This is a genomic window from Rhodococcus sp. SG20037 (assembly GCF_031763325.1).
Classification (GTDB): Bacteria; Actinomycetota; Actinomycetes; order Mycobacteriales; family Mycobacteriaceae; genus Rhodococcus_F; species Rhodococcus_F qingshengii.
Map to the genome: position 1 here is coordinate 1,002,788 of NZ_CP134497.1, position 21,910 is coordinate 1,024,697.

20 protein-coding genes are annotated in these 21,910 nt (G+C 63.2%); 13 read left to right on the forward strand and 7 right to left on the reverse strand.

From position 1 onward, the window contains the following. Positions 1-50: 50 nt before the first annotated feature. Genes RHP72_RS04705 through RHP72_RS04720 form a run of 4 tightly spaced genes read right to left on the reverse strand, consistent with a single transcriptional unit; the run spans position 51 to position 5,572 of the window. The gene (locus RHP72_RS04705; protein WP_042449495.1) at positions 51-869 is read right to left on the reverse strand and encodes an ABC transporter ATP-binding protein; all 819 of its coding nucleotides are present in this window, start codon (positions 867-869) and stop codon (positions 51-53) included. Next, positions 866-2,944: a dipeptide/oligopeptide/nickel ABC transporter permease/ATP-binding protein gene (locus RHP72_RS04710; protein ID WP_039973385.1), complete on the reverse strand. Its 2,079-nt coding sequence runs from the start codon at positions 2,942-2,944 to the stop codon at positions 866-868. Before RHP72_RS04710 ends, RHP72_RS04705 begins: the two co-directional genes overlap by 4 nt. Continuing rightward, the gene (locus tag RHP72_RS04715) at positions 2,944-3,903 is read right to left on the reverse strand and encodes an ABC transporter permease (RefSeq protein ID WP_003945671.1); all 960 of its coding nucleotides are present in this window, start codon (positions 3,901-3,903) and stop codon (positions 2,944-2,946) included. Before RHP72_RS04715 ends, RHP72_RS04710 begins: the two co-directional genes overlap by 1 nt. A 43-nt stretch (positions 3,904-3,946) precedes the next feature. Continuing rightward, entirely contained in the window at positions 3,947-5,572 is a 1,626-nt protein-coding gene (locus RHP72_RS04720; protein ID WP_007734285.1) for an ABC transporter substrate-binding protein, read from the reverse strand. A gap of 274 nt (positions 5,573-5,846) precedes the next feature. On the opposite strand from RHP72_RS04720, the gene RHP72_RS04725 reads away from it, so the two are divergent. The 9 genes from RHP72_RS04725 to nagB are packed head-to-tail and all read left to right on the forward strand — an operon-like array spanning position 5,847 to position 14,224. Continuing rightward, positions 5,847-6,905, forward strand: coding sequence for a Gfo/Idh/MocA family protein (locus RHP72_RS04725; RefSeq protein WP_065456125.1), 1,059 nt, complete (start codon positions 5,847-5,849; stop codon positions 6,903-6,905). Beyond that, a complete protein-coding gene (locus RHP72_RS04730) occupies positions 6,902-7,897 on the forward strand; it encodes a Gfo/Idh/MocA family protein (RefSeq protein ID WP_007734295.1) in 996 nt (331 codons plus the stop codon). The genes RHP72_RS04725 and RHP72_RS04730 overlap by 4 nt, the downstream gene beginning before the upstream one ends. Continuing rightward, on the forward strand, positions 7,894-8,952 hold the full coding sequence (locus RHP72_RS04735) for a Gfo/Idh/MocA family oxidoreductase (protein ID WP_311094397.1): 1,059 nt from the start codon (positions 7,894-7,896) through the stop codon (positions 8,950-8,952). Before RHP72_RS04730 ends, RHP72_RS04735 begins: the two co-directional genes overlap by 4 nt. A 46-nt stretch (positions 8,953-8,998) precedes the next feature. After that, a complete protein-coding gene (locus RHP72_RS04740; protein ID WP_007734313.1) occupies positions 8,999-9,928 on the forward strand; it encodes a dihydrodipicolinate synthase family protein in 930 nt (309 codons plus the stop codon). 1 nt (position 9,929) lies between these two features. Further along, positions 9,930-10,859, forward strand: coding sequence for an ROK family protein (locus RHP72_RS04745; protein WP_007734314.1), 930 nt, complete (start codon positions 9,930-9,932; stop codon positions 10,857-10,859). Then, complete coding sequence (locus tag RHP72_RS04750; RefSeq protein WP_218749156.1) at positions 10,856-11,563, forward strand: N-acetylmannosamine-6-phosphate 2-epimerase; 708 nt, start codon at positions 10,856-10,858, stop codon at positions 11,561-11,563. Before RHP72_RS04745 ends, RHP72_RS04750 begins: the two co-directional genes overlap by 4 nt. Next, positions 11,560-12,252, forward strand: coding sequence for a GDSL-type esterase/lipase family protein (locus RHP72_RS04755; protein WP_047269587.1), 693 nt, complete (start codon positions 11,560-11,562; stop codon positions 12,250-12,252). The genes RHP72_RS04750 and RHP72_RS04755 overlap by 4 nt, the downstream gene beginning before the upstream one ends. After that, positions 12,252-13,433: an N-acetylglucosamine-6-phosphate deacetylase gene (locus tag RHP72_RS04760; RefSeq protein WP_042449511.1), complete on the forward strand. Its 1,182-nt coding sequence runs from the start codon at positions 12,252-12,254 to the stop codon at positions 13,431-13,433. The genes RHP72_RS04755 and RHP72_RS04760 overlap by 1 nt, the downstream gene beginning before the upstream one ends. An 11-nt stretch (positions 13,434-13,444) precedes the next feature. Continuing rightward, a complete protein-coding gene (gene nagB / locus RHP72_RS04765) occupies positions 13,445-14,224 on the forward strand; it encodes a glucosamine-6-phosphate deaminase (RefSeq protein ID WP_042449513.1) in 780 nt (259 codons plus the stop codon). 9 nt (positions 14,225-14,233) lie between these two features. Here nagB and RHP72_RS04770 read toward each other — a convergent pair whose 3' ends face one another. The 3 genes from RHP72_RS04770 to RHP72_RS04780 form a co-directional block, all read right to left on the reverse strand. Beyond that, positions 14,234-15,865 (reverse strand): long-chain-fatty-acid--CoA ligase, encoded by a 1,632-nt coding sequence (locus RHP72_RS04770; protein ID WP_042920426.1) that lies wholly within the window; start codon positions 15,863-15,865, stop codon positions 14,234-14,236. A gap of 61 nt (positions 15,866-15,926) precedes the next feature. Continuing rightward, positions 15,927-17,048 (reverse strand): acyl-CoA dehydrogenase family protein, encoded by a 1,122-nt coding sequence (locus tag RHP72_RS04775; RefSeq protein ID WP_311094398.1) that lies wholly within the window; start codon positions 17,046-17,048, stop codon positions 15,927-15,929. Between the two features lie 12 nt (positions 17,049-17,060). After that, positions 17,061-18,242 (reverse strand): acyl-CoA dehydrogenase family protein, encoded by a 1,182-nt coding sequence (locus RHP72_RS04780; protein ID WP_311094399.1) that lies wholly within the window; start codon positions 18,240-18,242, stop codon positions 17,061-17,063. Between the two features lie 265 nt (positions 18,243-18,507). Here RHP72_RS04780 and RHP72_RS04785 point away from each other — a divergent pair, with 265 nt between their 5' ends. From RHP72_RS04785 to RHP72_RS04800, 4 genes are all read left to right on the forward strand, one after another. Beyond that, complete coding sequence (locus tag RHP72_RS04785) at positions 18,508-18,699, forward strand: ferredoxin (RefSeq protein ID WP_007734330.1); 192 nt, start codon at positions 18,508-18,510, stop codon at positions 18,697-18,699. Positions 18,700-18,808: 109 nt separating this feature from the next. Beyond that, positions 18,809-19,726: a 3-oxoacyl-ACP reductase gene (locus tag RHP72_RS04790; RefSeq protein ID WP_007734334.1), complete on the forward strand. Its 918-nt coding sequence runs from the start codon at positions 18,809-18,811 to the stop codon at positions 19,724-19,726. A 501-nt stretch (positions 19,727-20,227) separates the two neighbouring features. After that, a complete protein-coding gene (locus tag RHP72_RS04795; protein WP_003945687.1) occupies positions 20,228-20,992 on the forward strand; it encodes an ABC transporter permease in 765 nt (254 codons plus the stop codon). Between the two features lie 64 nt (positions 20,993-21,056). Next, on the forward strand, positions 21,057-21,908 hold the full coding sequence (locus tag RHP72_RS04800; RefSeq protein ID WP_003945759.1) for an ABC transporter permease: 852 nt from the start codon (positions 21,057-21,059) through the stop codon (positions 21,906-21,908). Positions 21,909-21,910 lie beyond the last annotated feature (2 nt).

The window sequence follows — 21,910 nt, forward strand, 5'->3', positions numbered from 1 at the left end:
TTTCTGATACGAACGTCCTTCATCCTATGTCCGGTCATCCGCTCCATTGGTCAACCCACGTCAACGGTGCGTTGCAGGAGGCTGGGCGCCGCACCCAGCAGTTTGGCCGTGTACGCATCCGACGGGTTGTCGAATACTTCCTGGGCCGTTCCCTGCTCGACGATCCGCCCGGCGTTCATGACGACGATGGTGTCGGAGACGTACCGCACCGTCTGTATGTCGTGCGAGATGAACACCATGCCGAGCCCCAACCGAGCCTTGATGTCGCTGAGCAGATTCAGGATCTGCGCTCGCACCGAGACGTCGAGCGCCGACGTCGGCTCGTCGGCCACGATGACGTCAGGTTCGAGCGCGAGTGCACGCGCGATCGCGACACGTTGCCGCTGACCGCCGGAGATCTGGCTCGGGATGACTTCGAGCGCAGATTGGGGGAGTCCGACCAAACCGACCAGCTCGCGAACTCGGGCGGTCCGGCTCGCGCGGTTGCCGATGCCGTGGACGTCGAGTGGATCGGTGAGGATGTCGGCCACCGTCATTCGGGGATTGAGCGCGGTAGCCGGATCCTGGAAGACGATCGAAATCGCCCGGCCGAACTCCTTGCGCACGCCGGCCGACCGGGTCAGAGCGCTTCGGCCGCGAAAGACCACGTCGCCCGACGTCGGTTTCTGCAGTCCGACCATGACTTTGGCCAGAGTGGACTTGCCACAACCCGACTCGCCCACGATGCCGATCGTCGTCCCTCGTCGTACGTCGATACTGACATCGTTGACCGCGTGAACTGTGCCCGGTTTGAACAGTGATCCCGAACGGGTCTTGTGGACGACGTGAATGTTCTTCAGTTCCAGGATGGGTGCTTCAGCTGTAGTCATCGCACGCTCTCCAATTCCGATTCTGTACGTACGGGAGTCGCGGACTGGTCGGCGAACCAATGCTCGGTCCCGTCGACCCGGACCATCTCCGGCTTTCGGAGGGGGTCGGAGTCCGGGCGAGTGGAACGCTCGGCGAAACGGTCACCCGGCGCGAAGTTTCCGGGCGAGGGAACAGTTCCCTGAATCTGATGCAGTCGCGGCGCTTCGTCCTCGATCGAGAGAACGGCACCGAGAAGGCCCTGGGTGTATTCGTGGCGGGGATCGACGAGCAGATCACTCGTGGGCGCCGACTCGACGACCTGACCGGCGTACATCACCGTGATCTTGTGAGCGAGTGAAGCAACGAGTGCAAGATCGTGGCTCACGAAAACCATGGCAAACCCCAGCTTTTCCCGAAGATCGTTGAGCAAGTCCACGACCTGGGCCTGGACGGTGACGTCGAGAGCGGTGGTGGGCTCGTCCGCGACGATCAACCGCGGACTGCGGGTGAGCGACATGGCGATCAGAACGCGCTGACGCTGACCACCGGAAAGCTCGTGTGGGTAGCTGGAGAGAGTGCGCACCGGATCGAGTCCGACGAGTTCGAGCAGTTCCTCGGCTGTGCGGGTACCGCCGCGCTTGGTGAGCTGCTTGAACTGCGCGCGGATCAGCATCGCCGGATTCAGTGAACTCAGCGCGTCCTGGTAGATCATGGCCATGTCGTGCCCGCGCAGCTTGTTTCGCTCTCGGTTGTTCAGCTCGAGGACGTTGACTCCGTCGAACAGGATCTCGCCGGTCACCACTGCCGTCTTGGGTAGCAGACCCATGATCGCCAGCGACGTGAGCGATTTTCCGCAACCGGACTCGCCGACGAGTGCCATCGTCTCGTTCGGGCGGACGGTGAAGCTCACGTTGTCGACGATCGCGGTGTCTCCGTAGCGTTCCGGGAACCGGATCGTGAGATTGCGGACCTCGAGGAGTGGCGCGGCATCGCCCTCGTACACAAGACGATCGGAGCGGGACCGCTCGGTTTCCGCCAGGATCTTCAGGTGCGTTTCGAGAGGAGTCGGCTCGGCGGCCGGCTCGAGAACATCTTTCACGACGCTCGGATCGGCGAAGTCGTCTATCAACCCCGGAGTGTCGGTGACCGATGCGGCTTCGTCCTCCAGAATGAGCTCGTTGGAGGTCTCCTCCGCTGCAGCGGTCTGCGCTGCTTGGAGCGCGGAGGGCGTCTTCTTGGTCTTCTTCAGACTCGGATCGGCCATCGCGTCCGTCAGGCCCTCGGCGAGCACGTTGAGGGAGAGCACCGTCAGCAGAATGAGCAGGCCGGGGAACACCGTTGCCCACCAACCACCGAGGAGGACCATGTTCTTGCCGTCCGCGATCACCGATCCCCACGACGGGTCCGGGGGACGCACACCGGCGCCGATGAACGACAGGCTGGCTTCCAGCACGATGGCGTCGGCGACCATGACAGTGCAGAAGACGAGAACGGGCGCAGCACAGTTGGCTACGACGTGCTTGACGACGATGTGTGAAGTTCTTGCGCCGATGACCTTTTCGGCCGCGACGTAGTCCTCACCGTACTGAGCGAGAACGTTCGCGCGAACGACGCGAGCCACCATCGGTGTGTAGAGGAACGCGATAGTGACGATCAGAACCGGGATCGAACCACCGAAGGCCGCGACGAGTACGGCAGCGAGCGCAATGCCCGGGAACGCCATGACCACGTCGAGCACTCGCATGATGGTCTCGTCGACGCCTTTTCGGCTCGTTGCGGCCACCGATCCGATGAGAGCGCCGGCGCACAGTGCGAGGAAGGTGGAACCGAGACCGATGGTCAGCGACCAGCGTCCGCCGTAGAGCAAGCGGCTGAACAGATCTCGACCGAGACTGTCCTGACCGAACCAGTGCTCGGCGCTGGGGCCCGCGGTACCCACCGCCTGTTCGAGCGGGGTGTACTGCGTGATCAGCGGCGCGAAGAGGCAGGCGAGCACGATGATCGCGAGAACCGCCATCGACAGCCAGGCCGAGAGGGGGAAGCGAGAAAAGGTGATGCCGGGTCGCGAAAGCTTCTCGGTGAGTTTTCTTCTCATCATGCTGCGCTCCGAAGTCGTGGATTGACAAGCAGGTAGAGGATGTCGACGGCGAGGTTGACGACGACGAAGCCGACCGCGATGACGATGACAACACCCTGAACGACTGCGGGGTCACCGTTGGTGACGCCGTTGATCATGAGCTGACCCATGCCGGGCAGGCCGAAGATCTGCTCGATGACCACAGCGCCACCGAGGAGGTAACCGACACGGAGGCCCAGGACGGTGAGCGGGTTGATCAGCGCGTTACGCAACACATTCCGTCCGATCACCACGTGATAGGGCAGGCCGCTGCCGATCGCGGTCCGGACGTAGTCCTTGTCCAACTCCTCGACCATCGACGTGCGGATGATGCGCGTGAGTTGTGCTGCGACGGGCAGTGACAGGGACAGCGCCGGGAGCGCCATGTACCAGAGCCAGTCGCTGACGGAGTCGCTCGGATTGACGTAGCCACCGGTAGGGAACCATCCGAGTTGGACAGCAAGGTACTGAATCATCAGCAGTGCCAACCAGAATGACGGTGCCGCCACACCGCCGAGGGAGATCACTCGGATGACCTGATCCGGCCAACGATCGCGGAACAGTGCGCTGGTGACGCCGAAGATCAGCGAGAGCACGATGGCGATCACCAGTCCGAGAACCGTGAGCTGAATGGTCAGTGGCAGAGCGGTGGAGATCGAATCCAACACCGGGGTACCGGAAATCAGACTGTCACCCATGTTGCCGCTGACCAGATCGGTCACGAAGTGAACGTATTGCAGCGGAAGCGGATCGAGCAGTCCGTTCTCTTCCTTGAACTGCTGCAACTGTTCCGCAGTCGGGTTGCCACCGTTGAACGCCGCGGTTGCGGGATCGGTGGGCGCGAACTGCATCACGATGAAGACGAACGCGATGATGCCGAGGATCAGGGGGATCAGTATCAGTAATCGCCTGATCAGCATGGGGAGGACTCTTGCCATCGGGGGATCTCTCAGTTGTGGGAAACGGCCGAGCGGGCGGGTATCAGGCCGGCTTCGCCTGAAGCAGGTTGACGCCGGGGTACGGCAGCGGAGTGACGTCGGCGATCTTCTTCGGATCCCACGCAGTCAGGAGCTCCTGATGGAGAACCGGGTAGTAGACAGCATTTTCGGCGATCTGGTTCAGGTACGACTGCACGAGGGTGCTGCGCTTTGCCGGGTCGGTCTCGCGGGTGGCTTCGTCCATGGTGGCGTAGATCTTCTGCGCTTCGGGGGTGTCGTCCCACTTGGCGTAGGTCTTCGTCCACAAGCCGCCCTTGCTGTACGTGTAGCGGACGAGAAGGTCGACGTCGCTGCCGAATGCCTGCGGGTTGGACGTACCGGCGGCGATCTGGAACTTCTGGCCGCTGTTGAGCTTGCTCACCATGGCGCTGGTGTCCTGCGGTTCGAGTGTCGTGTTGAATCCGACTGCGTCCCAAGACTCTTTGATGGTCGGCAAGCAGTCGGCCAACCAGCTGACGTTGGTGGAGAGCAGCGTCAGGTCGAGGCCACTGACACCGGCGGCAGCGAGGAGCGAGCGGGCCTTGTCCGGATCGTACGAGTAGACGGTGGACGCTCGCGCGTAGTCGGGGTTGCGCTCGTACAGGTAGCTCGTGGCCGGTGCTGCCTTGCCGCCGAGGGCGATTTCGATCATCTTCGGGGTGTTGATCGCATAGAACATCGCCTGGCGAACACGAACGTCGTCGAACGGTGCCTGAGTCGTGTCGAAGAGCAGGTACATGAGGTTCATGCCCGGGTTGCCCTCGACGGTGCGCCCACCGGAGGTCAGAGTGGGGACGTTGGCGACGGGGATGTTGTCGGCGAGTTGTGCACCGGCATTGTTGCCCGAGACGCGCGCGATGCGTGAGGAGGTGTCGACGATGGAGAGCCAGTTCATGGTCGCGAAGTTGGCCGGACGCGGCCCGTTGTACGCCTCGAAGGCCTCGAAAGCTGTGTTGCTCTTGGGGGTGTGGCTCTTGAGCTTGTACGGACCGGAACCGACGACCAGCGTTCCGGACTTGGCCTCGTCCCAGTGGCCGTCGAAGACGTGCTTGGGCATGATCTTGGCGATCGAGAGACGCTGTGCGGCAGCGCTGAACGGGTAGTTGAAGTTCAGGGTCACCGTTTGGTCGTCGACCTTGGTGACGGACTGCAGCCAGGAGGAGAAGAAGGAGCGGATCAGTACGTTCTGCTGTGGATCGAGGATGCGATCGAAGGTGAAGACGACGTCGTCCGAGGTGACCGGAGTGCCGTCGTGCCAGGTTGCTCCCTCGCGGATTTTCATGGTCCAGCTCGAGGCAGTGGCGTCGGTCGGGACGGCCTGTGCGAGCGCCGCATACGTCTCACCGGTGCCTGGATCGTTTTCGAGCAGTCCCTCGTAGACGTGGTTGACCGCTGCCATGAGGAAACCGGATGCAGTCTGCATCGGGTCGAAGCTCTGGTCGTTGCCGTATCCGATGGCGGTGGTCAGATCGCCGGTGCTCGCGGAACCGCCGACAACCGAGGTCGACGACGGCCCGCCGCCACAGGCCGCGAGAGTCGCGGTGATACCTGCTGCAGCTCCCAGTAGCCCGGTGTACCGGAACAGGTCTCGGCGGGTGAACGCGGAGCTCAGCGGTCGTTCGTTCTTCAAGGCGGCCTCCAAGGCGGGGAGCGGGACATCAAGGGAGTGGATAGGGGATGTCCTATGTTCGACGTCCGATGTTGCGTAACTTACATTGTGGATCAGAAAGCGTCTAGAGAATCTTCGGAACTGGCGGCGCCGAACTTCGACGTTTCGCCGGTTTCGAGCCAAAAATAGTGCGCTCACCTGCATGGATGAAGACTGTGTTACCGGTGTCGAATTGACGAGCGATGACGCCGGCCGTATAACATAGGACATCCCTCATCCAATCTTTGGAGACTTCATGACCCGATACAAAGTCGGTGTGGTCGGTTGCGGATTCTTCGGTAGTTCCCTCGCTCGCGAGCTGGCTGCCCATCCACGTTTCGAACTGACGATGCTGTGCGACCGTGACTTCGAGCGGGCCAAGGACGTCGCCGCAGAGTTCTCGGCAACCCCGACAGACGATCACGACGCGGTGGCCGCTCACCCGGAGTTGGCCCTCGTTGTCGTCGCGACGCCCAATCACGCGCACGCCGAACCTGCCATCGCGGCGCTCGAACACGGCAAGGCAGTTTTTGTCGAGAAGCCACTCGCCGTCGAACTGGTCGATGCGCAGAACATGATCGCGAGCGCCGACGCGAGCGGTTCGCCGTTGATGGTCGGGCACATCATGCGGATGATGCCGGGTGTACGACGGCTGGCGGGCCTGCTGACGTCGGGGGAGCTCGGCGAGGTCGCTGCGATCGAAACGTCTCGCTCACGATGGATCGACACCGACGGCGCAGATCCACAGTGGTGGAAGCTCGACAAGAGCCGAACGGGTGGAGAACTGACTCACGAGATTCACGAACTGGACCTGATGTGCTGGCTCGGCGGCGAGGTGACTGCCGTGTCGAGCATCGCCACCGCGGACGACGGCTTCCGCAACACAGTGGTGTCGTTCGCCGGCGGCGCGATCGGCAGACACACCATCTCGACGCGTTCACACACTTCGTCGTGGCAGCTGACGGTCGATGCCACCGAAGGTTCGGTCCACGCGGACTTCCACACCGGCCGGGTCAGCCGAGTGCGCGGGGGACAGGTCGTAGAGTCGTGGCCGATCTTCGACGTCGACGCCGAGAACCAATCGTTGATCGACGCTGCGAGCAGGACGCAGAAGTACAACTCGGGAAACGGAGGATCCTCGCTGTGGATGCAGGCTGCGATTCGTCACGAAATCGACGAGATGGCAGCAGTTCTCGACGGCAAGGCTGATCCCGACTCGCCGTTGACGTACGCACGTGAACGCGCACTCGTCGTCGCCGAACAGGTGCGACTCGGTGGCGGCGAACCGGCAGCGCTCTCGGGAAGTGCCAAGTGACGGTGCGTGTAGCCGTCATAGGTAGCGGCGGAATCGCGCGGGACCACGTCAGCGCCTTGGCGCGCATCCCGTCGGTCGAAGTCGCCTACGTATTCGGCAGTGACTTGGACCGGGCCGCATCGGTTGCGGCGTTGGCGCCGGGCGCGAAGGCCAGTACCGATCTGGCGAAGATTCTCGCCGACCCGAGCGTGCAGGCGGTCAACGTCGTCGGGGCCACTCCCGACCACGCACCCGTGACGATAGCCGCGGGCCGCGCGGGAAAGCATGTGCACGTGGAGAAGCCGGCCGCGCTGACAGTCGCGGACTTCGACGCGATGGTCGAGGCCACCGAAGGTAACGGCACCTCACTGATGGTCGGACAGACCGTACGATTCCAGCCGTCGATCACCTCGATCGGAAACTCGGTTGCACAAGGTGCCATCGGCGACCCCCGGTTGATCCATCTCAGTTGGTACACCGGCCATGTCTGGCCAGGGGGCTGGCGAGGCTGGCAACACGACAAGGAACGTTCGGGTGGTCACCCCGTTCACAACGGAACCCACGCACTCGATCTGGTGACGTGGCTGATCGGTCGTCGTCCGACCCGTGTGTTCGCTCGTAGTTTCCCCACCTTCGCGGCGGGGATGCCCGTGCACGACAGCTTCCATCTGACCGTTCGCTTCGAGGACGGATCGCTGGCTCTGATCGAATTGGCCTACGCGCTACCACAATCGGGAAAGATGGTGCGTCGGATCGTGGTGTCGGGGACTTCCGGCACGCTCGCGCACGACACCGGCGACGACCCGGGACTGATGACGGACACGACCAACGCGCCGCCGTCGTCGATCGAGGACGCGATGTCGCATCAGATGCGTCACTGGATCGCCACTCTCGACGGTTCCGCGAGCCCGATAGTCGAGAACTGGCAGGTGCGTGCAGCTCTCGCGACTGCCATCGCTGCCCAGCAATCGCTCGACACCGGCCGCGCTGTCTCGATCGGAGAAAACCAATGACCGGCACCGGTTCGATCCGCGTCGGATTTGTCAGCGGCGTCAGGCATGCCGGCTCCTATGCGGACCTGTTGCGATCCGATCCTCGAGTGAGCCTGGTCGGGGCCTCCGACGAATCCTCGGTCCCCGATTGGATTCGTGAGGACGGGATCGCGATGGCAAAGGCCGCAGACATCGAGTGGATCGACGAACTCGGCGAGTTGCTCGACCCCGAACGGATTGACCTGGCGATCATCTGCAGTGAGCCGACCAGGCATGCGCGGCTTGCGATTGCCGCATTGAACGCCGGACTCGACGTCCTGGTGGACAAGCCGGTGGGTATCGACGAGTCGGAGGCCGCGGCGGTCGAGGAAGCGGCACGGTCGAACGGGCGAATCTGTACGGTGGTGAACCGCACTCATTCACCTGCGCTCCGGCGACTGCGCCGCTGGATCGACGCCGGAAATCTCGGACTGCCGCGCCACGTGGACATCGAGTTCCTCGCAAGCGGAACACATTTCGCGACGTCCGTCGAGCGTCCCGAACTGGTGGTGGATCCCGCGCTTTCCGGCGGGGGAGAAGTAGTGAACTTCGCCGGTTACGCCGCCGACTACCTCAGATACCTCACCGGCCTGGACGTCACCGAGGTGTACGCCGAGACGAGCACACTGTACGGCGGGGCCCACCAGCAGTTCGGCGTCGAAGACACGGCGTTGATCTCGCTCGCCCTGGAAAACGGAGTCACCGCGACGGTGACCGTCGGAAGAATCCCCGCAGCACCGGGTTTCGGCGCGAATACCGCGACGGTTCGGGTCCTCGGCTCCCACGGATACGCGAGTTCCGACGACGACAAACCTGCCGTGACCCACTTCGCGGCCTCGGGAGACGTGACCGCACTACCCATCGGCGGCTTCGGTTCGGACAACGCGGTGTCGAGCTTTCTCTCTCACGTGCTCGATCGACTTCCCACACGGACCGAACCCGACTACACCGTGGCAGACGCCCGCGCGTCGATGCGCGTGATCGATGCTGCCTATCTGTCCGCCTCGAGCGGTCAGCCGGTCTCCGTTTCTCCCTGACAGCCGCACCCACAACTCAATCCGACAACCAACATATGGAGACCCCATGAGCACGGAAACCACCACCTTCAGCGGAATCGTCCCGCCGATCGTCACACCACTGACGCTCGAGGGCGAGGTCGACACCACGTCGCTCGAACGCCTGCTCTCACTGCAGATCGAAGCCGGAGTCGACGGCTTGTTCGTCCTCGGTTCCTCGGGTGAGGTCGGTTACCTCACCGATGCTCAGCGCGCCCAGGTGGTGCAGACGGCCATCGGTCACGTCGGCGGCCAGGTACCGGTCCTCGTCGGAGTGAACGACATGACCACCAACCGGGTCATCGCCGTCGCCGAGCAGGCGCGCGAGGCTGGTGCGGATGCCATCGTCGCGACGGCGCCGTTCTACGCGATCACCGATGCAGCCGAGACGGCAACGCATTTCCGCTCCATCCACGCCGCAGTGGATCTTCCGTTGTTCGCCTACGACGTCCCGGTTCGTGTCCACAGCAAGCTCAGCCCGGCAATGCTGGTCGAGCTCGGTCGCGAGGGAGTCATCGCCGGCGTGAAGGATTCGAGCGGCGACGACGTCAGTTTCCGTATGTTGCTCCGTCAGTCGGCCGGGCTCGAAAACTTCGCCGTCTTCACCGGGCACGAGGTAGTCGTCGACGGATGCCTGCTGATGGGTGCTTCGGGCGCAGTGCCCGGCCTGGCCAACGTGGACCCGCACGGCTACGTACGACTGTGGCGCGCTGCGCAGGCAGGAGACTGGGCCGCAGCGAAGGCCGAGCAGGATCGACTCACCGATCTGTTCTCCATCGTCGAGGCGCCGACACCGGGTCGCGTCAGTGCCGGTGCCGCGGGTCTGGGCGCGTTCAAGACGGCTCTGGCCCTGCGCGGCGTCATCACCGGCAACACGATGTGCGCGCCGATGCTCTCGCTCGACGAGTCCGAGACCGCAACGATCAAGGTCGTTCTGGAACAGGCCGGGCTCCTCTGACATGACATCTGGGCAGAAGCGATGGATCGGTATCGACATCGGCGGCACCAAAGTGGCTGCCGCGGTGGTGACGTCCGACGGAGACGTGATCGACACCGTTCGTGCGGCAACACCGACGGCGGGTAGGGAAGCCGTTCTCGGGACCGCTACCGCGTTGATCGACCGTCTGAGGGCGAATCACACGGTAGCCGGAATCGGAGTCGGTGCACCGGGAATCATCGATCGGGTGCGTGGCCGCGTCGTCTTCGCCTCCGACATTCTGTCCGGATGGAGTGGCGCCGAGGTTCGCGGAGAACTCGAGGCACACTCAGGCCTACCGGTGACGGTGGACAACGACGTGCGCGCGATGGCTCACGGCGAGAACATGATCGGCGCCGGTCGCGGTCGAACCTCTGCACTGTTCGTCTCGATCGGTACCGGAATCGGTGGCGCGTTGACCGTGGGCGGTCAGCTGTACCACGGTGCCCACGGAACAGCCGGCGAGCTCGCGCATCTGTTGGTTCCGGTCTCCGGGGCGATAGGTTGCGGTTGCGGCAGAACCGATCACCTCGAGGCAGTCGCGTCTGGCCCGGCGATGGCAGCCGAGTACGCAGCGCGGGCGGGTGTGCCCACTCAACCGTTACAGGCAGTGGTGGCGCTCATGCACTCGGGCGATCCGATCGCCCGTGCCGTGGTCTCCGACGCCGGTACTCTGCTGGGCCGCGTCCTGGCCGGCATCGCGACTGCATTCGATCCCGAGGTGATCGTCATCGGCGGCGGCGCAGCCCAGATCGGAGCCGACCTCCTGTCTCCGCTGACGTCCGCTTTCCGGGTGGAAGCGATGGGCCCCATTGCCGAAACCGCCATTCTTCCTGCCCGTTTGGGGACCGATGCGCCGCTCGTCGGCGCTGCGCTCCTGGCCGCCGCAACACGAATCGAGGTAACACCGTGACTGTCGAAGAATTGCTCACGATGATCAGCGGGAAGCTGATCGTGTCCTGTCAGGCCGGACACGGCCATGCCCTGCGCGACACCGGGACCATCGAGAGGATGGCCCGCGCTGCGGTCGACGGGGGAGCGGTGGCTATCCGCTGCGGCGGTGTGGGCGGAACCCCGGATGTCGCAGCAGTCGTGTCGGCAGTGAAGGTACCGGTGATCGGTTTGACGAAGATCGGCTCGGAGGGCGTGTTCATCACGCCGACAAGGGAATCAGCCCTCGAAGTCGTGGATTCGGGTGCGCAGATCGTGGCTGCCGACGCCACGCTGCGGCCTCGTCCGGACGGGCTGACCTTTGCCGACACCGTCGACGCGGTCCATGATCGCGGCGGCCTCGTCATGGCCGACTGTGGAACACTCGAGGACGGCATCGCTGCCGCCGCGGCGGGCGCCGACGTCATCTCCAGCACACTGGCGGGATATACCGAGAACAGCCGACGGCTGGCCGGCCCGGACCTGGAGCTGATCTCGGAACTGCGGCAGGCACTTCCAGATGCAGTCCTCATCGCCGAGGGGCGGTACCACAGCCCGGAGGATGCGGCACGCGCCATCGCCCTGGGTGCAGACTCGGTGGTTGTCGGAACCGCAATCACGGATCCGGCGTTCATCACGTCGAAATTTGCAGCCGCAGTATCGGGCGCCGGAAGGCAGAGGGTGTGACCCCGACGTCGAAGGGTTTGAAGTCCAGGACTGCTGAACGGATTCGACTGGAGACTTTGCTCGTAGACTCCTCGACGCCGATACGGTGGGTCTTCACCGGCGACAGCATCACTCAGGGATTGACGCACACCGACGGTCATCGAAGTTACGTCGAACACTGCGCCGAGCGCATCCGTGGTGAGCTTTCCTTGTTCAACCACGTCCTTGTCAACACCGGGGTGAGCGGCAATCGATCCTCCGATGTGCGTGCGGGTTTCGCACACCGCATCGAGGTGTTCGAACCCTCGGTGGTGTTGATCATGCTCGGTACGAATGACGCATTGGATGGCGAAGAAGGACTGGAGCGGTTTCGAGACGACCTCTTGGACACGATCTTCCGGACACGAGCGATCGGTGCGGTGCCGATCCTGCAGACGCCGCCACCGATCGACGTCGAGAATGCGCCCACCAGAGCGGGATTGGTTCAGTACGTCGAGGTCGTGCGGCAGGTTGCCGCCTCGACGCGCGTGGTGTTCGTCGACCACTACGCGCAGTGGACGGCCCATTCTCCCGAGGGCCCACCGCCGGCTCTCCTGGCTGACGCATTCCATCCGAACGAACAAGGGCACTACGTGCTCGCGGACGCCGTGCTCCGTGAGTTGTCGATCGCGGATACCGAAGTTCCCGTTGTACCGCAGGTGATGTCGTGATGCATCGTAGACAAATTCTTCGTGGACAACTGGTGACCGGTGGGCAACTGCTTCCGGACGGTGTCGTCGAGATTTCCGGTGATCGTGTGGTGTGGGCCGGGCCCGCGTCGCAGCGAACCGACCCGTTACCCGAACGGGCAGCTGCGGGGACAACGATCATCCCGGGGTTGGTGGACGTTCACTGCCACGGCGCCGGCGGATTCGGTTTCCCCGAGGCAGACGAGTTCGGATCCACCGTGGCTGCCGATCACCACCGGACGAACGGCACGACCTCGGTGATCGGCTCGCTCGTCTCCGCGCCGCCGCAGATCCTGCGCAGTCGCATCGAGCTCCTGGCAGGACTGGTGGACGAGGGCACGCTGGCCGGAATTCACCTGGAAGGTCCATTCCTGTCGGTACTCCGTTGTGGCGCCCAGGATCCCGACAGCATTCTCGACGGCGACCCGGCTCTGCTCGAGTCGCTGCTCGAAGCCGGCCGCGGGCACATCCGCTCGATGACGATCGCTCCGGAGACAGCACACTTCGGCGAACTTGCCTCATTGCTGGAGCGTCACCGGGCCGTCGTGAGTATCGGACACACCGATGCGTCCAACCCGATTGCGACACGTTCGATCGCACACTCGGCGCATGCACCGCTCAGTGCCACTCACCTGTTCAACGGTATGGCTCCGATGCATCATCGCGCTCCCGGCGCAGTGGCGGCGTGTCTTGCCGCGGCCGCGAAAGGACAGATGGTGGTCGAGTTGATCGGGGACGGAGTACATCTCGCCGACGAGACGGTGGCGACGGTGTTCGATCTGGTCGGTCCGCATCAGATCGCGTTGGTCTCCGACGCGATGGCTGCGGCGGGAATGCCCGACGGGCGCTACCCACTCGGACCTCTCGACGTCGACGTGGTCGGTGGCGTGGCGCGGCTTGCCGGCCAGGGGGACACGGCCATTGCCGGCGGGACGAGTCGGTTGATGGACATTGTCCGCAGAGCCGTCAATCACGCGGGCGTCGATCTGCTTTCGGCTGTCATCGCAGCGACGGCAACGCCTGCTGCGCTGATGGGGCTGGCCGGAATAGTCGGCGATCTCGTGCCGGGTTGCCGGGCCGATCTGATCGTCACCGGTCCAGAACTCGAAACGCGCGCCGTCATGGCCGCTGGGAACTGGCTCATGAACTACACCGAAAGCTGAGGAATCAACCGATGGAAATTGTCATTGTCGACAGTGCGGAGGCGGCCGGCACCGTTGTTGCCGACGTCTTCGAACACGCGGTGCATTCAGGTGCACGGACTTTGGGCCTGGCGACAGGATCTTCACCGCTCTCGGTGTACCGCGAACTCGCGCGCCGTCACCGCGAGGAAGGGTTGAGTTTTGCCGGCGTGCAGGCGTTCCTGTTGGACGAATACGTCGGCCTGCCGGAAGGCCATCCGGAGTCGTATGCCCAGGTGATCCGCACCGAGCTGGTGAATCACCTGGACCTGGACGCGGCAAGGGTATTCAGCCCCGACGGAACCGCGCCGGATCCATTTGCCGCCGCGGCGGCCTACGACCGGGCGATTGCGTCGAATGGTCCGGTGGACGTTCAACTTCTGGGCATCGGCGGCAACGGTCATATCGGTTTCAACGAACCGACGTCCTCACTGAATTCGAGGACCAGGGTCAAGACGCTGACGGAACAGACTCGAACCGACAACGCCCGATTCTTCGAGAGTCCGGACGACGTACCACGGCACGTGATCACCCAGGGCCTCGGAACTATCTGCGAAGCAAAGCATCTGGTGATGATCGCGACCGGCGAGCACAAGGCCGCTGCGATTGCCGCTGCCGTCGAGGGGCCGCTGGCCGCGGTGTGCCCGGCATCGGTCCTCCAACTGCATCCACACGCGACAGTGGTGATCGACGAGGCCGCGGCGTCACAGCTTCGGCTCACCGAGTTCTACAAGACGGTGTCGGCGCACAAACCGCTTGCTCAGCACTACTGAGACATCGGACTAGACGGGCTCTCGCGTTTTCTCGAGTCCGAGTGCCATTTCGGGAGTGAGTAATTGGAAGTCGGATTCCCCACGCCGACGGATCCACACCGGATCGGAGGTGTTCCAGCGTTCGGCGCTCTGCGTTCGAGTGACCACCTTGAACGTCGCCGTTCTCGGGAACTCACTGCACACTCGGATCAAGGTCGGCTTCTGCTTCGGCCCGAGTTCCGGCCGGGAATCGATGTATTCGGCGACGGCTGCCGGGTCGAAGTTGTCGACATCGCCGACCGGAATCACCGACGCCATGACGCGGTCGCCGACGTCGCTGTCGGGGACTGCGTACACGGACACCTGCGCGAAGCCCGGGTAACCGACCAGGGAGCGTTCGATGGGTGCGGCACCGATGTTCTCGCCGTCCACTCGCAGCCAACCGGAACTGCGTCCCGCGAAGTAGACGTAACCGTCGACGTCGGTGTACGCCAGATCGCCACTCCAGTACTGGCCGTTGCGCATTCGCTCGGCGTCGGCTTCCGGGTTCTTGTAGTACCCGGCGAATGTGCCTGGGCCGGTGACATTGACCAGTTCACCAGTTGCCTCGTCGGCGTTGGTGATCCGGCCGTCGGCATCGAAGACTGCAGGCGGGCATGGCGCTCCGGTCTCGGGATCGAGGATCTTGACGCCGTCCGGGAGCAGTCCGAGGGCGCCGGGCCGGGGAACCGGTGCCGCGGAGATCGAAATGCCGCCCTCGGTGGAACCGAACCCGTCGATGACGCGAGCGTCGAAGCGCCGGACGAAGGTGGCGACGGCGGGCGCCGAACCCTCGTTGCCGTACATGATCTTCAAGGTGTTGTCCCGCTCGTTCGGCACCTCGGGGGTGGAAGCGATGAAGGACAACGGCTTTCCGACGTAGTTGGAGTACGTGATTCCGTACTTGTGAACGTCGGGTAGAAAACCCGAAGCGGAGAACTTGCGTCGCATGGCAATTCCCGCACGAGCGTGCAGCGCAACCGTCCACGCCGCCATCATCGCGTTGGAATGGAACATGGGCATCGCCATGTAGACGACGTCGTCGGCGCCGAGCCCGAAACGATCGGCAAGCATGACGCCGGGAGAGGCCAACTTGTGGTGCGTGCACCGAACCGCTTTGGGATCACCGCTGGTTCCGGAAGTGAAGATGAGCATCAACAGATCGTCGGGCTGCGCCGTCGACGCGTAGGCCGGCGTATCGGCGAAGGGCGCCAACAATTCCGCCCAGGCCGGAGAATCCACGTTGATCACTCGGACGTCGCCGAGATCGATGTCGTCGAGTAGATGTGCCTGGTTGTTCTCGGTGAAGATGACCTGGCAGTCGGAGAGCGCAATGTCTCGCGCCAATGCCGGGCCGCGCCTAGTCGTGTTCAGCCCGGCGGCGACCGAACCCGAGAACGATGCCGCTCCGAGCAGCAACGAGAACTCGGGGACGTTCTCCATCAGAAGTCCGAAATGCCTGGGGCGCGTTCGATCGAGCAGCGTGTCCAGCAGCGCTGCTCGATCGAACGAGCCTTGAACGTGCTCGCGCCAGGTGATGACCTGGTCCTCGAAACGGAGACCGCGGTCGTCGATCTCGCTGACTCCGAGGAGTAGATCGGAAACAGTGGGGCTCTGACTCATAGCTGCATCATCATCGATTCGTCTCGGACCAGGTCATGGATTTCCACTCGGTGGGACGCACTCAGGCAGGGACTGCGGCAAGTACCTTGCCGAGCGCGCGAAGCTGATCCGTTGCGTTGCCGAGCAGGAACTCGTGATGCTTGGCCGCGAGGAAGTAGCGGTGAACCGGATGGTCCTCGTCCAGACCGACACCGCCGTGAACGTGAACCGCAGTGTGCCCGACACGGTGTCCCGCATCTGCAGCCCAGAACTTGGCCGTCTGTACAGCGCCGTCGGAAGGAAGTCCTTCGCTCAGACGCCACGCTGCGGCCCAGAGAGTCAGGCGCACGCCCTTGACATCGATGTATCCGTCGGCGAGGCGCTGGGCCACGGCCTGGAAACTACCGATCGGACGGCCGAACTGCACACGCTCGGTGGCGTATTCGGCGGTCAGCTTCAGCGCTTGATCGAGCACCCCGTACTGGTAGGCGCTGGAACCGAGCTGAATTCGTTCGACGATCCATGCCGCGATGTCGGATCCTTGGGCAACCGAGCCGAGAACACGATCGGCCGGGATCTGCACCGAATCGAACTCGACCAGGGCCGCACTCGAGAAATCCGTGGTCGATTGCCTGGTAATGCTCACGCCCGCGTCCGACGGTTCGACGAGGAAGACCGCGACACCGTCCTCGGTGATGGCGGGGACGAGGAACAGATCTGCGAGCGGAGCACTGTCGACGGTGATCTTTGCTCCGTCGATGCGCCAACCGTCGGCGGTCTTCTCGGCACGCGTGATCGGGTGCGCCGGGTCGTCGTTGTATTCCTCGGCGAGGGCCGCGGTGAGTATCTTCTCACCGGCAGCGGCAGCGCTTGCCCAGTCGTCGCGCTGCTTGTCCGAGCCGAATTCGGCTATCGCTGCGGCGGACCCGACGATGGACGTCAGGAACGGAACAGCTGCGACGCCGCGGCCGAGTTCGGCCAGGATGCTGCACTGCTCGAGGACACCGAATCCGTCGCCGCCCACCGATTCCGGAAGAGCCGCGCCGAGAACGCCGGCCGAGGCCAGAGCATTCCACAAGAGGGCGTCGAAACGGTCTTCGGCGGCGTCGAGTTCACGAAGGCGGTCGTTGGTGACCAGTTCGGCGACGACGGATCGTGTCAGTCCGGACAGGTCCTGCTGGGCCTCGGTAAGGGTGAATTCCATGATCGTTGGTCCTTATCGCTTCGATGCGGGAAGCCGCAGAGCTGTCATTCCGATGATGTCGCGTTGCACTTCGTTGGTACCGCCGCCGAACGTCAGGATCAGCGAAGAACGATGCATGCGTTCGATGCGTCCACGCAGAAGAGCGCCGGGGGAGTTCTGCCTGATCGTGGCGGAGGATCCGAGGATCTCCATCAGCAAGCGGTAAGCCTCGGTGGCGAATTCGGTACCGAACACCTTGTTGGCCGACGCCGCTTCGGGGCCGGGAGCGTGATCGGTTGCGGAGGCGATTTCCCAGTTCATCAACTTCAGGTACTCGGCCTTGGCATGCACGCGAGCCAGATTGATCTGCACCCATTCCTGGTCGATCATGCGTCGGCCGTCGGGCAGCTTGGTGTTCTGTGCCCACTCGCGGACCTCACGCTGCGCGGTCAGAATCGGTCCGGCCGAGGTGAGGGCAACACGCTCGTGGTTGAGCTGATTGGTGATCAGTGCCCAGCCGCCGTGTTCCTGGCCGACTATCGACGACGCCGGGACCCGTACGTCCTGGTAGTAAGTGGCGCTGGTGTCGGGGCCGGCCATGGTGTGAACCGGGGTGTAGGAGAAGCCTTCTGCGGTGGTCGGGACGATCAGCATGCTGATTCCCTTGTGCTTCTTGGCTTCCGGATCGGTGCGGCACGCCAACCACACGTAGTCGGCGTACTGGATCAGGCTCGTCCACATCTTCTGCCCGTTGATGACGTAATCGCCACCGTCACGGACGGCCGACGTGCGCAGAGACGCCAGGTCGGTGCCGGCCTCGGGCTCGGAGTAACCGATCGCGAAGTGGAGCTCACCGCGGGAGATCTTGGGCAGGAAGAAGGCCTTCTGCTCGTCCGTCCCGAAATGCATGATTGTCGGCGCTACGGAATTGATCGTCAGGAACGGCACGGGCGCACCGGCAATGGCAGCTTCGTCGGTGAAGATCAGCTGGTCCATCGCGGAGCGTTCCTGTCCGCCGTACTCTTTCGGCCAACCCAGCGTGAGCCAGCCGTCCTGGCCCATCTGCGCGACGACTTCGCGGTACACATTGCCTTCGCCGTACTCACCCGTCGTGGCGGCGAGCGCTTCACGCCGCTCGGGAGTCATCAGTTGTGCGAAGTAGGCACGCAACTCCTCCTGGAGCTGTTGCTGCTCAGGGGTGTAGGTGATGTGCATGGTTACCTCTCCATAGAGATACGAATCAAAGCGTCAACCATTCGATTGACACAGGTTCTATCGATGCGTACATCGGCGACAAGGGACGCTCTCGCCGTCGCCGGCGGATCGTTCGACGTCCGTTCTCGGTACTTTTTCGAATCATTGCACACGACTGAAACAGGTTCTAGTGTTATCGCCAGGAACGGTGTGCGGCACAGCCCTGCGGCACTCGTTTCGTATCCGTGTTCGTGTGAGCAGTTGTGAGTAGAGAAGAGGAATCGCCATGGAGGTCAGGGTTGATCTGGACCGTTGCGAGGCAAACGGTGTGTGCGTCGGGATCGCGCCCGATATTTTCGACCTCGACGACAACGAGGAGCTCGTGATCAGTTCTGTGCGCCCACCGGAGGATCGCTGGGAGGATGTCCGTTCCGCGATCGCTCAGTGCCCGCGCGCGGCACTGACCGAACATCCGTGACGATGGTTGCCCAAAACAAGAACACGTTCTAAAGTTGCGAACTCGTGGGTCACGGCAATCGAGCCGGGTAACTCGACACACGACCGCAGAGAACCGGGAGAGCGCTTCGATGAATGCTGTGAACAGCCCAGAAACCAGTCTCGAAGGCAAGGTCGCCATCGTGACCGGTGCCGGATCGGGGCTCGGAAAGTTCGAGGCCATCGGTCTGGCGAAGGCCGGTGCTTCGTTGGTCGTCAACGATCTGGCCCCGAACGAGGCCGTCGAAGCGACGCTCGAGGAAATCCGTGGTCTCGGTGCCAAGGTCGAATTCGTGGCAGGCAACGTCGGTGAGCGTTCTACTGCCGACGCACTGATGGAAGCAGCGCAGGGTCAGTTCGGCAGTGTCGACATCGTCGTCAACAATGCAGGGGTCGTACGCGACCGGATGCTGTTCAACATGTCCGACGAAGACTGGGATCTCGTACTCGAAGTGCACCTTCGCGGCCATTTCCTCCTGTGCCGCAACGCCGCTGCCTACTGGCGGGCGAAATCCAAGGAAGCCGGGGCGCCGGTGTACGGGCGCATCGTCAACACTTCTTCGGAGGCGGGTCTCCTCGGACCGGAAGGGCAGCCCAACTACGGCGCTGCAAAAGCCGGAATCACGGCGCTGACGTTGTCGGCCGCACGTGGGCTCTCGCGCTACGGCGTTCGGGCCAACGCGATCTGCCCGCGGGCACGGACGTCGATGACCGAAGGTGTGTTCGGTGACGCGCCGGCCGACGGCATCGATCCGCTCTCGCCCGAGCATGTGGCATCGCTCGTCTCGTACCTGGCGTCACCGGCGGCCGACGCCGTCAACGGTCAGGTATTCGTGGTGTACGGACCGATGGTTGCGCTGATGGCGGCGCCCGTCGTCGAGCAGCGGTTCGACGCCGAGGGAGATTCTTGGTCGCCGGAAACGCTGTCCGCGGTGATGGGTGACTACTTCGCTGACCGTGACCCGGCAAAGATGTTCTCGGCATCGGCGGCCCTGCGCGCGTTGGGCTGATCGACGGCGCTGATTCTCGGGTGCGCGACACGTAGAACCGTTGTTCACACTCAGACGGTCTACGTGTCCACTTCCTGGTAGAAATAGCGTGTTCACGAGTCGGTGGGCGCGGCAGTTTGCCTGCGTTCTGTAACGAGACCAACGGTCTCGAAAAAACTGGACTGTGTTCCAATTTTGCATTCCTGCGAACGATGCGATATTCGATCGGCGTGCCCAGTCAAGGCTCTCGCATGGCTGAATTTCGAACCTGCGCCGAAAGGCGCCGATCATTCAAAAGTATTAATTTCCAGGATATTTCGGCGAAAATCGCATCGAAAAGGGATGCTTCCCATGTCTCCGATCTTCCGGTTTCGGATCGGCGCCGTGAGGCTACTCCTTAGAGTTGGACACTTGTTTTTGACAGGTGAACACGTTCTAGTTAATATGACCTGAGTCACAAGCTGTCGGGGGCTGGACTATGAGAACAGACAGTACTGCGGCAACCAAGGACGAGGAGGGCGAATGGTAGACCTCGTCGAGGTGCCATTACGAGCGGTCGGTGGCTTCTTTCAGATGTCCGCCCAAACCTTGAGGGCAGTCTTCTCCCGCCCTTTCCAGCGGCAAGAGTTCATCGATCAGGCCTGGTTCGTGGCCCGAGTCTCGATGGTGCCGACGGTGCTGGTCGCAATCCCGTTCACTGTGCTGGTCAGCTTCACCATCAACATTCTCTTGCGCGAGATCGGTGCAGCCGACCTCAGTGGTGCCGGAGCTGCCCTCGGCACCGTCACGCAGGTCGGCCCCATCGTCACCGTGCTGATCGTCGCCGGCGCCGGCGCAACCGCCATCTGCGCGGATCTTTCGGCCCGAACCATCCGCGAAGAGATCGACGCCATGAAGGTGCTCGGGATCAATCCCATCCACCGGTTGGTCGTTCCCCGAGTGCTCGCGTCGACAGGTGTGGCGCTGCTCCTCAACGGACTGGTCTGCACCATCGGCATCCTCGGCGGTTTCGTCTTCTCCGTGTTCATCCAGGACGTGAACCCCGGCGCCTTCGTCAACGGCATCACACTGCTCACCGGATTCGGTGAGCTCATGCTCTCCATGGTCAAAGCAGGGCTGTTCGGCATGATCGCCGGCCTGGTTGCGGCCTACCTCGGACTCAACGTCAAAGGCGGCGCCAAGAGCGTCGGTGACGCGGTCAACCAGACCGTCGTGTTCGCATTCATGGCGCTCTTCGTCGTCAACGTGCTCATCACGACCATCGGTATCAAGTTGACGGCCGGATGAGGCCCACGGCAGTCGGAGAGATCGAAGTGGACAGAACGACAAACGACAGACGGGAGGAGATCTGATGGCGTTGGCCGCAGCGGGACGCTTCCCGCGCACACGTCGACAGATCGGCTCGATCTCTCGCAGTATCGACAGCATCGGTGATCAAGCGCTGTTCTTCGCGAAGGCTCTCGGTCACGCTCCCAAGGCGCTGATGCGCTATCCACGTGAAACTCTGCGACTGATCGCCGAGATCAGCATGGGCACCGGTGCGCTCGCCGTCATCGGTGGCACCGTCGTGATCGTCGGATTCCTGACACTGTTCACCGGTGGCACCATCGCCGTTCAGGGCTACAGCTCGCTGGGCAACATCGGCGTCGAAGCACTGACGGGCTTCTTCGCCGCCTTCATCAACGTTCGCATCGCAGCGCCGGTCATCGCCGGAATCGGCCTCGCCGCGACCATCGGCGCCGGCTCCACCGCGCAGCTCGGTGCGATGCGCGTCTCCGAAGAGATCGACGCGCTGGAGACGATGGCGATCCCGTCGATTCCGTATCTGGTCAGCACCCGCGTCATGGCCGGCATGATCGCGATCATCCCGCTGTACTCACTGGCGGTCATCGCGTCGTTCGTCGCCAGCCGCTTTGCGACGGTGTTCCTCTACAACCAGTCCGGCGGCGTGTACGACCACTACTTCACGACCTTCCTGATACCCACGGACATACTGTGGTCGTTCGCTCAGGCGATAGTCATGGCGCTGGCCGTCATGCTCATCCACACCTACTACGGCTTCAACGCAACCGGTGGCCCGGTCGGCGTCGGTGTCGCGGTGGGTAACGCAGTGCGCGCCTCGTTGATCGCGGTCGTCACGGTCACCCTGCTCATCTCACTCGCCATCTACGGCGGGTCCGGCAACTTCAACCTGTCGGGATAGGC

Excerpts from the sequence above, each read along its gene's own strand:
- RHP72_RS04705 (WP_042449495.1), bottom strand. The coding sequence starts at position 869 with ATGACTACAGCTGAAGCACCCATCCTGGAACTGAAGAACATTCACGTC.
- RHP72_RS04710 (WP_039973385.1), bottom strand. The coding sequence starts at position 2,944 with ATGAGAAGAAAACTCACCGAGAAGCTTTCGCGACCCGGCATCACCTTT.
- RHP72_RS04715 (WP_003945671.1), bottom strand. The coding sequence starts at position 3,903 with ATGGCAAGAGTCCTCCCCATGCTGATCAGGCGATTACTGATACTGATC.
- RHP72_RS04725 (WP_065456125.1), top strand. The coding sequence starts at position 5,847 with ATGACCCGATACAAAGTCGGTGTGGTCGGTTGCGGATTCTTCGGTAGT.
- RHP72_RS04735 (WP_311094397.1), top strand. The coding sequence starts at position 7,894 with ATGACCGGCACCGGTTCGATCCGCGTCGGATTTGTCAGCGGCGTCAGG.
- RHP72_RS04740 (WP_007734313.1), top strand. The coding sequence starts at position 8,999 with ATGAGCACGGAAACCACCACCTTCAGCGGAATCGTCCCGCCGATCGTC.
- RHP72_RS04745 (WP_007734314.1), top strand. The coding sequence starts at position 9,930 with ATGACATCTGGGCAGAAGCGATGGATCGGTATCGACATCGGCGGCACC.
- RHP72_RS04760 (WP_042449511.1), top strand. The coding sequence starts at position 12,252 with ATGCATCGTAGACAAATTCTTCGTGGACAACTGGTGACCGGTGGGCAA.
- nagB (WP_042449513.1), top strand. The coding sequence starts at position 13,445 with ATGGAAATTGTCATTGTCGACAGTGCGGAGGCGGCCGGCACCGTTGTT.
- RHP72_RS04770 (WP_042920426.1), bottom strand. The coding sequence starts at position 15,865 with ATGAGTCAGAGCCCCACTGTTTCCGATCTACTCCTCGGAGTCAGCGAG.
- RHP72_RS04775 (WP_311094398.1), bottom strand. The coding sequence starts at position 17,048 with ATGGAATTCACCCTTACCGAGGCCCAGCAGGACCTGTCCGGACTGACA.
- RHP72_RS04780 (WP_311094399.1), bottom strand. The coding sequence starts at position 18,242 with ATGCACATCACCTACACCCCTGAGCAGCAACAGCTCCAGGAGGAGTTG.
- RHP72_RS04785 (WP_007734330.1), top strand. The coding sequence starts at position 18,508 with ATGGAGGTCAGGGTTGATCTGGACCGTTGCGAGGCAAACGGTGTGTGC.
- RHP72_RS04790 (WP_007734334.1), top strand. The coding sequence starts at position 18,809 with ATGAATGCTGTGAACAGCCCAGAAACCAGTCTCGAAGGCAAGGTCGCC.
- RHP72_RS04795 (WP_003945687.1), top strand. The coding sequence starts at position 20,228 with ATGGTAGACCTCGTCGAGGTGCCATTACGAGCGGTCGGTGGCTTCTTT.
- RHP72_RS04800 (WP_003945759.1), top strand. The coding sequence starts at position 21,057 with ATGGCGTTGGCCGCAGCGGGACGCTTCCCGCGCACACGTCGACAGATC.